13 protein-coding genes and 2 tRNA genes are annotated in these 12,655 nt (G+C 67.2%); 8 read left to right on the top strand and 7 right to left on the bottom strand.

What is annotated here, in order from left to right; all coding sequences use genetic code 11:
* Nucleotides 1-114 precede the first annotated feature (114 nt).
* From TSO5_RS19110 to TSO5_RS19100, 3 genes are all read left to right on the top strand, one after another.
* Nucleotides 115-190, top strand: a tRNA-Ala gene (locus tag TSO5_RS19110).
* 238 nt (nt 191-428) lie between these two features.
* Entirely contained in the window at nt 429-800 is a 372-nt protein-coding gene (locus TSO5_RS19105; protein ID WP_109153033.1) for a hypothetical protein, read from the top strand.
* A gap of 449 nt (nt 801-1,249) precedes the next feature.
* A complete protein-coding gene (locus TSO5_RS19100) occupies nt 1,250-2,365 on the top strand; it encodes a glutathionylspermidine synthase family protein (protein WP_247870830.1) in 1,116 nt (371 codons plus the stop codon).
* Nucleotides 2,366-2,385: 20 nt separating this feature from the next.
* Here the strand turns inward: TSO5_RS19100 and TSO5_RS19095 are convergent, their stop codons facing one another.
* The gene (locus tag TSO5_RS19095; RefSeq protein ID WP_109075592.1) at nt 2,386-2,604 is read right to left on the bottom strand and encodes a hypothetical protein; all 219 of its coding nucleotides are present in this window, start codon (nt 2,602-2,604) and stop codon (nt 2,386-2,388) included.
* Between the two features lie 208 nt (nt 2,605-2,812).
* Nucleotides 2,813-3,460, bottom strand: coding sequence for a polyhydroxyalkanoate synthesis repressor PhaR (gene phaR / locus TSO5_RS19090; protein ID WP_109153032.1), 648 nt, complete (start codon nt 3,458-3,460; stop codon nt 2,813-2,815).
* Nucleotides 3,461-4,056: 596 nt separating this feature from the next.
* Between phaR and TSO5_RS19085 the strand changes: the two genes are divergently transcribed.
* From TSO5_RS19085 to TSO5_RS19070, 4 genes are all read left to right on the top strand, one after another.
* Complete coding sequence (locus TSO5_RS19085; RefSeq protein WP_247870829.1) at nt 4,057-5,373, top strand: alpha/beta fold hydrolase; 1,317 nt, start codon at nt 4,057-4,059, stop codon at nt 5,371-5,373.
* 113 nt (nt 5,374-5,486) lie between these two features.
* Nucleotides 5,487-6,662 (top strand): acetyl-CoA C-acetyltransferase, encoded by a 1,176-nt coding sequence (locus tag TSO5_RS19080; RefSeq protein ID WP_109153030.1) that lies wholly within the window; start codon nt 5,487-5,489, stop codon nt 6,660-6,662.
* A gap of 148 nt (nt 6,663-6,810) precedes the next feature.
* Complete coding sequence (phbB, locus tag TSO5_RS19075) at nt 6,811-7,533, top strand: acetoacetyl-CoA reductase (protein ID WP_085090085.1); 723 nt, start codon at nt 6,811-6,813, stop codon at nt 7,531-7,533.
* A 210-nt stretch (nt 7,534-7,743) separates the two neighbouring features.
* Nucleotides 7,744-9,255, top strand: a complete 1,512-nt coding sequence (locus TSO5_RS19070) for a UbiD family decarboxylase (protein WP_109153029.1) — start codon at nt 7,744-7,746, stop codon at nt 9,253-9,255.
* 51 nt (nt 9,256-9,306) lie between these two features.
* Here the strand turns inward: TSO5_RS19070 and TSO5_RS19065 are convergent, their stop codons facing one another.
* The 5 genes from TSO5_RS19065 to TSO5_RS19045 all read right to left on the bottom strand — a co-directional run bounded on the left by TSO5_RS19065 (nt 9,307) and on the right by TSO5_RS19045 (nt 12,435).
* Nucleotides 9,307-9,705 (bottom strand): DUF971 domain-containing protein, encoded by a 399-nt coding sequence (locus TSO5_RS19065; RefSeq protein WP_109153028.1) that lies wholly within the window; start codon nt 9,703-9,705, stop codon nt 9,307-9,309.
* Complete coding sequence (locus TSO5_RS19060) at nt 9,702-9,932, bottom strand: Trm112 family protein (RefSeq protein ID WP_109075600.1); 231 nt, start codon at nt 9,930-9,932, stop codon at nt 9,702-9,704. Before TSO5_RS19060 ends, TSO5_RS19065 begins: the two co-directional genes overlap by 4 nt.
* 46 nt (nt 9,933-9,978) lie before the next feature.
* Complete coding sequence (locus TSO5_RS19055; RefSeq protein ID WP_247870828.1) at nt 9,979-10,641, bottom strand: LON peptidase substrate-binding domain-containing protein; 663 nt, start codon at nt 10,639-10,641, stop codon at nt 9,979-9,981.
* A 75-nt stretch (nt 10,642-10,716) separates the two neighbouring features.
* Complete coding sequence (locus TSO5_RS19050) at nt 10,717-11,673, bottom strand: co-chaperone YbbN (protein WP_109153027.1); 957 nt, start codon at nt 11,671-11,673, stop codon at nt 10,717-10,719.
* Between the two features lie 189 nt (nt 11,674-11,862).
* On the bottom strand, nt 11,863-12,435 hold the full coding sequence (locus TSO5_RS19045) for a prolyl-tRNA synthetase associated domain-containing protein (RefSeq protein ID WP_109153026.1): 573 nt from the start codon (nt 12,433-12,435) through the stop codon (nt 11,863-11,865).
* A gap of 145 nt (nt 12,436-12,580) precedes the next feature.
* On the opposite strand from TSO5_RS19045, the gene TSO5_RS19040 reads away from it, so the two are divergent.
* Nucleotides 12,581-12,655 (top strand) — tRNA-Gly (locus TSO5_RS19040).

Here is a 12,655-nt window from a genome sequence, read left to right as displayed (position 1 = left end):
GGAACTGGTAGACGCGCTAGGTTCAGGTCCTAGTGGCTGAAAGGCCGTGGGGGTTCGACTCCCTCCAAGCGCACCAACACCTCATGTGTTGGTAAAGAGTAGAAGAAATATAGTGGGGCCATAGCTCAGCTGGGAGAGCGCTACAATGGCATTGTAGAGGTCAGGAGTTCGATCCTCCTTGGCTCCACCATTTCTTCCCGCCTGTCGGGGCGGACAATTCCCGACCAACCCGGATATTTATCGGTACAGCCACTGTGGCTATCCTGCATCAGCAAGATGCAGACAGGGTGTTACCACCTTGGAGAGCATGGCCGAACGGGTGCCGCGCACGGATAATTGCGCCTGTCGAACCGCGAGATTTTGCCTGCTCGCTTCGATTCACACGCACCAGAACCGCACGCCATTCCGATTTTTCCGGAGCCCCCGCCATGTCCACACGGATGGAACACGGGTTGAGGACGCTTGTCCTCGCCCTTTACGATGAAGCTGCATTGACGGCGGCTGCCAAGGGCCTGACCGGGCTGTTGGCCGAACGGGCGGCTTTGTACGAGGCGGCAAGCCTCGCCTCCGGCACGGCCCGTCGTGCGGTGTCCGAGGAGGAGGTGTTGCGCCTCGTGCTGTCGGCACGCCGGCTCCAGCGGCTCGGCGGCACGCGCGACGACCGGCCGCTGCTCGTCCCCGGCCTGGCGGCGATCCCGTCGGCGCATCGGACGGCCGAGGCGATGAAGCCGCGTCGCGGCCGTCTGGCGCTGTGGGCGATGCGGTCGCTTGCCCGGCATCCCTCGGCGCCGCTGATCTGACGCGCGCCGCATTCCGGAACGGGCCGCTGCCGCCTTTCGCTGCAGCGGCCCGTCGCCAATTCGGTCGATTTGGGGCGGTCGATTGGGGGCGGCCCCATTCCGCGCGGTTCCGAGGCTCTCCGGCGAGGGGGAGCTATCGCGGATGCGCGCTGGTGCGCTGCAGCGGGACGGGTTACATACGCAAGGCTGTGCTTGCGTCGCAGTGATTGCATCGCGAGCATCCGCGCCTGCGTCGGATTGGCCTCCCCCGGAGTTGACCGTTGACCAGTGGACCGTTGACCAGCTTGCTGCCCGTCTCCCTTTCCACGCGCCGGCCCGTCGCCATCGCGCGCCGTCCGGCTCGCCGGCGCTGACATCCGGGGATCGGAACGGGCATGCGCAGGACGACGATAAAGCCGCGGGCCGATTGGCGCCCGGGTCTCCGCAAATATCCCTATGGTGTGCGCGCCATGTCGGCTGGAGCCGCCTGGCGGGAGGACACCGTCTACGAGTTCACCGCTTCGCAGATCGACCTGATCGAAAGCGTGGCTGACGAACTGCACAGCATGATCGCGGTCGCCGTGCGTCATGTGATGGAGCACAAGCTGTTCGCCTCGCTCGGCATCCGCGGCGACCTCGCGCGCATGCTGGAAGCGTCCTGGCTCGATTACTGGGCCGGCGGGCGGCGCAACGAGCGGGCGGGCGGGCTCGCAGGGCGATTGACGCTGGCCTATGACGGGCGCGACAGCGTCAAGCTGCTGGGCTGCAATTACGACACCTGCGAGGGGCTGTTCGCCGCCTCGATGATCCAGCGCAACTGGCGCGAGGCGATGGCTCCCGACGCAAACCAGTTCAACGGCCTGCACGAGGCGCTGGTGGAACGGTGGGAGGAACTGGCGACGGGCGTGCCCGGCCGCGGTCGCATGCATGCGACCTGCGCCACCCCCGATCCGGTGCGCGAGGGCGAACTGGTCTATCTCGCCGCCACCGCGGCGGAGGCCGGCATCGACACCCGCCTGCTGCCGCTGCAGTCCATCGCCTGGGACGGCCGCCGCTTCGTGGATGACGAGGGGCAGCCGATCTCCTGGCTGGCGAAGCTCTACCCCTGGGACGGGCTGGCCGACGACGGTTTCCTTCAGCGGCTGCGCAGCAGCGGCATGAGCGTGCTGTCGCCGCTGTGGTGCTGGCTGTGGTCGAACCACGGGCTGCTGGCGGTGCTGTCCTATCTCTATCCACGCCACCCGAACCTGTGCCGTGCGGCGCTGGACCCCAGCGGCGTGGCCGGAGCCGACATGGTGACCGTGCGGGCCCTGCATGGGCTGGACGGCGCGCCGAGCCGCATCCTCGAACAGGGGGCGGTGATCGCCGACGACGGGCCGGACATCGGCGAGGATGTCGCGGCCCATGGCGCGATCTGGCTTGAAACCCCGCCCTGCTTCCGCGAGGAGGACACGCGCGCCGTCCTGCACGCCTGGATCGTCGGCGACAAATGCCTGGGCATGGGGGTGCGGGAATCGGCCGATCCGCGCCTGGGCTCCGGCGTCGGCCCGGATTCGGCGATGATCCCGCACCTGTTCAGGGGCTGATCGCCCCGGTTAGGGCGCCGTCAGGGGGCGAAGGGGTTCTTGAGCGCCGGGCCAAAGGTCGCCTTGCGGGCGGCGCGCCAGATATTCTCGGCCGCCACGTCGTTGCCGCGGTCGGCGATGGCCATGCCGGCCACGCCCGGCTGATGGCTGAGCCAGTCGCGCAACAGGTTTTCAAAACGCGTGACCTCGCGCGGGTCGTCGCTGGTCATGGTGATCGAAACGGTCAGTTCGGTGGTCACGGTCGGTTCCCTCCTGACGGTTGGACGGGCCGGCAAATCCGGCAATTCCGCCGGACCGGCACCGTGGACGAGAAGGTGCCCCCTATGCACAGATCCAAGCCTGCGCGTCCGTCCCGATTGGCGCAATGAAAAAGGCGGGGTATGACCCCGCCTTCCGTGCCGCCAGTTTGTCGGAAAAACCTTCCGCCGGACCTGTCCGACCGCCCCGTTACTTTGTGTCCGACTTGCTGCCCGGGATGGCGATGCTGGCGATCTGCTTCTGCAACTCGTCGATCTGCTTCTGCAGTTCGTCGAACGTCACGCCGCCCGGTCCGGCGGGCGGGTTGGTGGACGCCGGGCCGGGCTGGCCGGCCGGGCGCTGGCCGCCGGGCGTCTCGTCCGGGGCGCCGGCAGCGCCGAAGGGCGTGAACATGCGCATGGCGCGCTCGAACATCGCCATGTTCTGTTTGCTGACCTCGTCCAGCCGGCCGAACGGGAAGATGCCGCCCAGCGTGTTCTGGAAATAATCGCGCATCTGCTCCTGATTGCGGGAGAATGCCTGCATCGAATATTCCAGATAGCGCGGCACCACCGACTGCATGTTGTCGCCGTAGAAGCCGATCAGCTGGCGCAGGAAGCTGATGGGCAGCAGGTTCTGCCCCTTGCTTTCCTCTTCCACGATGATCTGGGTCAGGACGGACCGGGTGATGTCTTCACCGGTCTTCGCGTCATAGACCACGAAATCCAAGCCGTCCTTCACCATCTGGCACAGATGGTCCAGCGTGACGTAGCTGCTGGTGGCGGTATTGTAGAGCCGCCGGTTGGCGTACTTCTTGATCGTGATCGGAGCGGACTTCTGGTCTTCCTTGTCGGCCATCGCGGACTCTTTCAAGAAGGGACGTGTTCCAGGGCAGGTGTTCCGGAACACGCGGGACAGGCGGCGGAAATTGTTCCGTCATTAGGACTACTCGAAGGGATAGCAATTTGTCCAGCGTTGCGCCGCGGCATAGCGCCGCGGTTGCGTTGGTCCGGCCGGTGCAGACGGACGAATGGAACGCGCCCGGGCCACTCCCGCCGATACCCGAAAGGTCAGGTGGCCCACCATGCCGGACTGGTCAATCCGGCCCCGCCGCCCCTATAATCCGGCCATGGCCGACCCGTCGAACCCAGACCGACCTTCCGAACATCCGTCCGGCGATCCGCCGTCCTACGAATCGCTGGCGCGCCGCTATCTGGACCTGTGGCAGGACCAATGGACGGCCAGCGCCGCCGATCCGGAAATGGCGGACATGATGACCCGCCTGTTCCAGATGATGGGGCAGGGCGCCGGGGCTTTCGGTTTAGGAACGGGCGGTTTCGGAATGGGCGGGTTTGGCGCCGGCTCCATGGCTGGCTCGACTGCCGGCACCGGCTGGGATCCCCGCCCGTGGCCATTCCAGAACACCGGTTCCCCCCAACACGGACAGCCTTCCGATGAGCGATCGTCTGGCGGACGACAGGCAGGCGGAGGGGACTCCGCCCGGCCCAGGGACAAGGCCGGGGATGCGGCAGGGGCCGCGCCCGCTGGCCCTGCATCTGACGGCGGCTCTGGGCAGCTTGCTCAGCTCCTCGGCCGCATTGCCGCTCTTGAGGAACGGCTTGCTTCCCTGGAGTCCGGCCCTGCGGGACCGGGCGGCGGCGCTCAGGGACGAAATGTCGCGGGCCGACCGGATGACCCGGGGCCGGCCGTACCGGGACGGCGAGGCGGGCGGCGGCGACCGTCTGACCGGTGAAGTCGACCGTGAGATCCGCCGCCGCATCGACGCCGTCCTGACCGGGATCGAGCGGTATCGCCACCACCCCTACCGCCGCGACCTGCCCGACCCGCCGGTGGTCTGGACGGAGGGCGGATCGCGCCTGCTGGATTATGGCGAGAAGGCAGGCGGCCGGCCGGTGCTGTTCGTGCCGTCGCTGGTCAACCGCGGCTATATTCTGGACCTGTCGCGGGACAAGAGCCTGATGCGCTGGCTGGCGGCGCACGGCTTCCGGCCGCTCCTGCTGGACTGGGGCAGGCCTGGGCCGCTGGAGCGTCGCTTCACCCTGACCGACTACATCGCCGGCCGGCTGGAGCGGGCACTGGGCTTCATCGTCGAGACGGCGGGGGCGCCGGTGCCGGTGGTCGGCTATTGCATGGGCGGGCTGCTGGCCGCGGCGCTGGCGCAGCGCCGGCCGCGCGCCGTCGCCGGGCTGGTGCTGATGGCCACGCCCTGGGATTTCCATGCGGAGGATGCCGCCACCGCGCGCCGGGTGGCGACCTTCATCCAGCCCTGGGGCCCGGTGCTGGACCGTTGGGGCGAGTTGCCGACCGACGCGCTGCAGGCGCTGTTCGCCCAGCTCGATCCGCTGCTGGCGCTGAAGAAATTCACCAGCTTCGCCCGCATGGCGCCGGACTCCCGCGCCGCGGCCGCCTTCGTCGCGCTGGAGGATTGGCTGAACGACGGGGTGCCGCTGGTGGCCGGGGTGGCGCGCGACGCGCTCGCCGGCTGGTACGGGCGCAACGACACCATGGCGGGAGCCTGGATGGTCGCGGGGCTGCCGGTCGATCCCGGCGCCATCCGCGTGCCCACCCTGGCCCTGATCCCGGAGCGCGACCGCATCGTCCCGCCGGCCTCCGCCCTGGCGCTGGGCGCCGCGATCCCCGGCGCCCGGATTCTGCGTCCCCCGCTCGGCCATATCGGAATGGTTGTGAGTGCCGGCGCCGAGACCGGAGTGTGGAATCCGCTGGCCGAATGGCTTGCTGCGACAGGTTAGCGCCGCGACCTTCGGCCAGCTTGCACCTGTCATGTTGCCCGACTTAAGGTAACAATCACTCCGAGCGTCCCACCAGCGCTATAATAAAACTGTCCTATTTCGAGGAGCGTTCAATGACCGAAGTCGTCATCGCCGGTGCCGCCCGTACGCCCATCGGCAGCTTCAACGGTGCTCTCAGCGCCGTTCCCGCCCACGTTCTGGGCGAGGTCGCGATCCGCGAAGCGCTGGCCCGTGCCAAGACCGACGCGGCGGAAGTGAACGAGGTCATCTTTGGCCAGATCCTGACCGCCGGCCAGGGCCAGAACCCGGCCCGCCAGGCCGCCGTCAACGCCGGCATTCCGGTTGAGGCGACCGCCATCGGCGTCAACCAGCTCTGCGGTTCGGGCCTGCGCACCGTCGCGCTCGGCTATCAGGCGATCAAGAACGGCGACGCCGATATCCTGGTCGTCGGCGGCCAGGAGAGCATGAGCATGGCGCCGCACGTCATGCACCTGCGCAACGGCACCAAGATGGGTTCCGCCGAACTGCTCGACACCATGCTGCGCGACGGCCTGACCGACGCCTTCCATGGCTATCACATGGGCAACACCGCGGAAAACGTCGCCCAGAAGTGGCAGCTGACCCGCCAGGAGCAGGACGCCTTCGCCGCCGCCAGCCAGCAGAAGGCCGAGGCCGCCCAGAAGGCCGGCCGCTTCAAGGACGAGATCGTTCCGGTCACCATCAAGGGCCGCAAGGGCGACGTCGTCGTGTCGGAGGACGAGTATCCGAAGCACGGCACCACGGCGGAATCGCTGGCCAAGCTGCGCCCGGCCTTCTCGAAGGACGGCACGGTGACCGCCGGCAACGCCTCGGGCATCAATGACGGCGCCGCCGCCCTGGTGCTGATGACGGCGGAGAACGCGGCCAAGCGCGGCGTCACCCCGCTGGCCCGCATCGTCTCCTGGGCGACCGCCGGCGTCGATCCGTCGATCATGGGCACCGGCCCGATCCCGGCGTCGCGCAAGGCGCTGGAAAAGGCCGGCTGGACCGTCGACGACCTCGACCTGATCGAAGCGAACGAGGCCTTTGCCGCCCAGGCGCTGGCCGTCAACAAGGACCTGGGCTGGGACACCAGCAAGGTCAACGTCAATGGCGGCGCCATCGCGCTCGGCCACCCGGTCGGTGCTTCGGGCGCCCGCGTGCTGACCACGCTGCTGTTCGAAATGCAGAAGCGTGACGCGAAGAAGGGCCTCGCCACCCTGTGCATCGGCGGCGGCATGGGCATCGCCCTCTGCGTCCAGCGCGACTGATGACCGGACGGGCCGCTTTCGAAAATGGAAGCGGCCCGCTTCGCTTGAAGGTTTGGGACATCCGCCGGACCTGCGGAGGGAGTCCCGTACCCAAAAATAATAAGTCAAAGAAACCAACCAACCATCACTAAATCTGGGGAGAAGAACTATGGCTCGTGTTGCAGTCGTCACTGGTGGCACCCGCGGCATCGGCGAGGCGGTTGCCGTCGCCCTGAAGAATGCCGGTTACAAGGTCGCCGCCAACTATGCCGGCAACGATCAGGCGGCCGAGGAGTTCACCGCCCGCACCGGCATCCCGACCTACAAGTTCGACGTCGCGGATTTCGACGCCTGCAAGAAGGGGATCGCCGCGATCGAGTCCGACCTGGGCCCGGTCGACGTGCTGATCAACAACGCCGGCATCACCCGTGACGGCGTGATGCACCGCATGACCTACGAGCAGTGGGAGAAGGTGATCCACACCAACCTCTCTTCCTGCTTCAACATGTGCCGCAACGTCATCGACGGCATGCGCGAGCGTGGTTTCGGCCGCATCGTCAACATCGGCTCGGTCAATGGCCAGGCCGGCCAGTACGGCCAGGTCAACTACGCCGCGGCGAAGTCCGGCATCCACGGCTTCACCAAGGCGCTGGCGCAGGAGAGCGCGGCCAAGGGCATCACCGTCAACGCCATCGCCCCCGGCTACATCGACACCGACATGGTGCGCGCGGTGCCGGCCAACGTGCTGGAGAAGATCGTCGCCCGCATCCCGGTCGGCCGCCTCGGCCGCGCGTCGGAGATCGCCAAGGCCGTGCTGTACCTCGTCGACGACGACAACGGCTTCATGACCGGCTCGACCCTGTCGGTCAACGGCGGCCAGCACATGTACTGATCCCAGGCCCTGATCCCTGGCCGGGTCTCGCACCCCGGGTCTTGAGTTGTGACGAAGCCCCTTTCCCGCTTCCGGCCGGACCGATGGTCTGCCGGGAGTGGGGGAGGGGTTTTGTTTTGAATCTGGCCCCGCCGCACTTGACGGACCGGCCGCCGAGTTGAAGGTTATCGTCCGTTTCGGACGCACCACCACCACACTGGACACCCTGCGATGCCCTACACCTCGTTGCGTGACTTCATCGACCGGCTGGAGAAGGCGGGGCGGCTGGTGGTGGTGAAGGAACCGGTGTCCACCGTGCTGGAGATGACCGAGATCCAAACCCGCCTGCTGGCCGAGAATGGCCCGGCGGTGCTGTTCGAGAATGTCATCAAGGCCGACGGCACGCGCTCCGAGATGCCGGTGCTGGTCAACCTGTTCGGCACGGTGGAGCGGGTCGCCTGGGGCATGGACCGCGAGCCGCACCAGCTGCGCGCGGTTGGCGAGACGCTGGCCTTCCTCAAACAGCCGGAGCCGCCGGGCGGCTTCCGCGAGGCGTTGGAGTTGATCCCGCTCGCCAAGACCGTGCTGTCGATGAAGCCGAAGACCGTCGGCTCCGCGCCCTGCCAGGAGGTGGTGCTGACCGGCGACGACATCGACCTCGGCCGCCTGCCGGTGCAGGGTTGCTGGCCGGGTGAACCGGCGCCGCTCATCACCTGGCCGCTGGTGGTCACCAAGGGGCCGACCGGCAAGCGCGAGGATGACTTCAACCTCGGCATCTACCGCATGCAGGTGCTGGGCAAGAACAAGACCATCATGCGCTGGCTGAAGCACCGCGGCGGCGCCCAGCATCATCACCGCTGGGCGGCAAGTGGCAAGCGCGAGCCGCTGCCCTGCGCCGTCGTGCTGGGGGCCGATCCTGGCACCATCCTGGCGGCGGTGACGCCGGTGCCCGACACCCTGTCGGAATACCAGTTCGCCGGCCTGCTGCGCGGCAAGAAGGTGGAGCTGGTGGAGTGCAAAACGGTGCCGCTGAAGGTGCCGGCCCAGGCGGAAATCGTCCTGGAGGGCCATGTCAGCCTGGACGAATACGCCGACGAGGGCCCCTACGGCGACCACACCGGCTATTACAACTCGGTCGAGCCCTTCCCGGTCTTCACCGTCACCGCCATGACGATGCGGCGCAAGCCGATCTATCTGTCGACCTTCACCGGCCGCCCGCCCGACGAGCCGTCGGTGCTGGGCGAGGCGCTGAACGAGGTGTTCATCCCGCTGCTGGTCCAGCAATTCCCGGAGATCGTGGATTTCTGGCTGCCGCCGGAAGGCTGCTCCTACCGCATCGCGGTGGTCAGCATGAAGAAGGCCTATCCCGGCCACGCCAAGCGCGTGATGATGGGCGTTTGGTCCTTCCTGCGCCAGTTCATGTACACGAAGTGGGTGATCGTCGTGGACGACGACATCGACGCGCGGAACTGGAAGGATGTGATGTGGGCGATCTCCACCCGCATGGACCCGGCCCGCGACATCACGGTGATCGAGGGCACGCCGATCGACTATCTCGACTTCGCCAGCCCGGAATCGGGGCTTGGCGGCAAGGTCGGGCTGGACGCCACCAACAAATGGCCGCCGGAGACCAAGCGCGAATGGGGCGAGAAGCTCCACATGACCGATGAGGTCGTGGAGAAGGTCAGCCGCAAATGGGACCTGTACGGACTGCCCGGCAGCGGCAAACCGATCTGGAAGTGAGGTGAAAGTGAGCGCCCTCTCCCGCGCCGGGAGAGGGATTGCTCGCAATAATCACCGCCGCGGGTCGCGGCTCAGACCCTTGGCCTGCAACTCTGCGAGATATTCGGCCCACAGGGTCTCCTGTTCGGTGCCGATCTCGTAGAGGTATTTCCAGCTGAAGATGCCGCTGTCGTGCAGGTCGTCGAAGACGATGCGGATGGCGTAGTTGCCGACCGGCTCCAGCCGCATGATGCCGACATGGCGGCGGCCGGCCACCGTCTGTTTCTGGCTGGGGTTGTGGCCCTGCACCTCGGCGGACGGGCTGACCACGCGCAGGAACTCCGCCGGGTAGGAGAAGGTCCGGCCGTCGTCGAAATCGACCTCCAGCCGCTTCTCCTCCTTCTTCAAGCGGATTTCGGTCGGCCAGTGAACCGTGCCGAAACCATCGCCTGTATCGGCGCCTGCACTCATCGCTGCGACCCCGCCTTGTCCAGGCTGCGGGCCTCGTCGATCAGCATGATCGGGATGCCGTCGCGAATCGGATAGGCCAGACCGGCACGCTCGCTGACCAGCTCGGCGCGCTCGGCGTCATAGCGCAGCGGACCCTTGGTCAGCGGGCAGACCAGAATCTCCAGCAGCTTCGGGTCGACGCGGGCGTTGGTTTTCGCTTCGCTGCTCTTGTCCTCGGGCGTCGCCATCTGGTGTCTCGTAATGATTGGAAGAAGGGCGGTGATTGGAAGAAGGTCAATGCTTGGGCGGCGGACCATCCCCGTCATGGCTGTCGAGAATGGCCATCTCGACCAGTCCGATCAAGAGCTTCCCGCGTTCGGCCAGGGTTGGCGCCTCCAGCAGCGCCTGTTTTTCGCCGGGCGTGAAGGGGCAGATCATCGCCAGAGAGTTGACCAGCCGCTCGTCCAGCGTCGATTCGATGGATTTCCAGTCGACCGACAGGCCCTGGACGCGGAAATAGCTTTTCAGCGCGCCGAGCAGCCGGTTGCGGTCGATGTCGCCGCAGGACTCGGGCTCCAGGTCGGCTTGGAAGGGGCGCCAGTCGGGAACGACCCGCCGATAGCCGCGCGCACCCTCCACCTCGCGTCCGATCTCGAACCGGGCGACTCCGGTCAGGGTGATCAGGAGGCGGCCGTCGTCGGTCTCGGCGAAGCTGGTGATGCGGCCGGCGCAGCCGCAGGGATAGACGGCCGGCTCGCGCTCCCGTCCGGCCGGGTCGAGCGGCTGGACCATGCCGATCATGCGGCCGCTGCCCAGCGCGTCCTCGACCATGGCGAGATAGCGGGGCTCGAAGATGTTCAGCGGCAGCCGCGCCCGCGGCAGCAGCAGAACGCCGGCCAGCGGGAAGATCGGCAGCATCGCCGGCAACTGGCCGAATTCGGCGTCGAAGGGGTTCATGGCGGGGTTTCTGGTCATGCCAATCAGATAGAACCCCTTCGCCGATGGAACAGCCGTCCTGTTTTCGGAAAAGCGTCAGCTGAACATCATGGTCGACAGACGGCGGCGGGTCTTCACCGTCAGCGGATCGGTCTGGCCGAACGCCTCGAAGAACTTCACCAGCTGCTTGCGGGCGCCGTCGTCGTTCCAGGTCCGGTCGCGCTTGAAGATCTCCAGAAGCTCGTCCACCGCGGCTTCACGCTTGCCGGCGGCGAACAACGCCATGGCGAGGTCGAAGCGCGCGGCATGGTCGTTGGGGTCGTGGGCGACCTTCTCCATCAGCTCCGGGATCGGGCCGGCGTTGGCGGCCTGCTCCGCCACGTCCAAAGCGGCGCGGACGTTGGCCAGCTCCTTGTCCTTGGCGATGGCTTCCGGGGCCTGGGCCAGCATCTGCTTGGCGTTCTCCAGGTCGCCGGCGGCGATCAGGCAGCGGATGATGCCGGCATAGGCCTGGGCGTTCTCCGGCTCGGCCTGCATGATCTGGCTGTAGAGGTCGAGCGCGCCCTGCAGGTCGCCGGCTTCCATCATCTCCTTCGCCTGGGCGAAGGCTTCCTCCAGCATCTCGCCGGCACCGCCGCCTGCACCGGCCTGCTTGGCCAGCGCCACCAGCTTGTCGACGAAGGCCTTCACCTGCGATTCGGGCAGGGCGCCCATGAAGCCGTCGACCGGGCGGCCCTGGAAGAAGGCGTAGACCGCCGGGATCGACTGCACGCGCAGCTGCGAGGCGATCATCGGGTTGGCGTCGGTGTCGATCTTCACCAGGCGCACCGCGCCCTTGGCGGCGCGCACCACCTTTTCGATGATCGGACCCAGCTGCTTGCAGGGGCCGCACCAGGGCGCCCAGAAATCGACGATCACCGGGACGTCGGCCGAGGCTTCGATCACGTCCGCCATGAAGGCGCGGTCGGTGCTGTCCTTGACGATGTCGGCGGCACCGGGGGCGGCACCGGGAGCGGCGGGCTTGGACCCGTTGGCGGGGGGCATGGAGAACATGGCGTGTTTCGGTCCCGTTGGTGATGCCTGGCCCATTAGGACATCCCGGTGGGCCATGGAGTTGCCGATCCGGCCGCTGGCGGCCCGGACCCTATCGTTGCCGACATATGTGAGCGCGCAAGGCGGCTCAAGCAAGCATTGCGTGGGCAAGCATTACGCGGGTAGGCGTTGCGCGGAACCGCCGGTCCCTCACTCCGCCCTGTCGGCCTCGATGCGGCCGAACTCGACGATCGCCGGTTCGTGACCGCAGGCGCGGATGAAGCGCAGCAGGTCGTCGCGCCGGATCGCCGTGGTGCGGTCGTTCAACAGCGGATGATAGTTCAGCAGCTCATGCTCCATCATCGCCTGCTGCAGGACCACGCGGACCTTCCGCTCGGTGTCGTTGACCAGGGCGAAGGGCGTGACCGACCCCGGCCGGATGCCGAGAAAGCGCCAAAGCCGTTCCGCCGAGGCGAAGGACAGCCGCGCCGACCCGATGACCTTGTCCAGCCGGTTCAGGTCGATCGGCGCATCCTCCAGCGCCACCACCAGCCAATGCTGGTCCTTCTTGTCCTTCAGGAACAGGTTCTTGCAATGGCCGCCGGGCAGGGCGCCGCGCAGGGCCTTGCTCTCCTCCACCGTGTGTAGCGGCGGGTGGCTGTGCGTGGTCGCCTGGATGCCCAGCGCGTCGAGCCGCGCCAGCAGCTGGTCCGGAGAGGTCGGCAGAGGCGCGTCGCCATCTGGCAGGGAGGCGCCCGGAAGGGGGAGCGATGCGGTGTCCATGACAGCCCTTTTACCGGCTGTTCGGAAAATCGTCCAGCCGGTGAAAAAAACTGAAACAAGGCCCTTGCATTGCGTCGGCCGATCAGTATAGTCCGCCGCACACCGCCGGACGGCACTGACAAAGCGCTGAACGACGGCACGGAGCGCGGGCGTAGCTCAGGGGTAGAGCACAACCTTGCCAAGGTTGGGGTCGAGGGTTCGAATCCCTTCGCCCGCTCCA

Origin of the sequence: Azospirillum sp. TSO5, assembly GCF_003116065.1 — a bacterium.
Lineage (GTDB): Bacteria > Pseudomonadota > Alphaproteobacteria > Azospirillales > Azospirillaceae > Azospirillum.
This window is presented reverse-complemented; position numbering and strand designations above follow the sequence as displayed.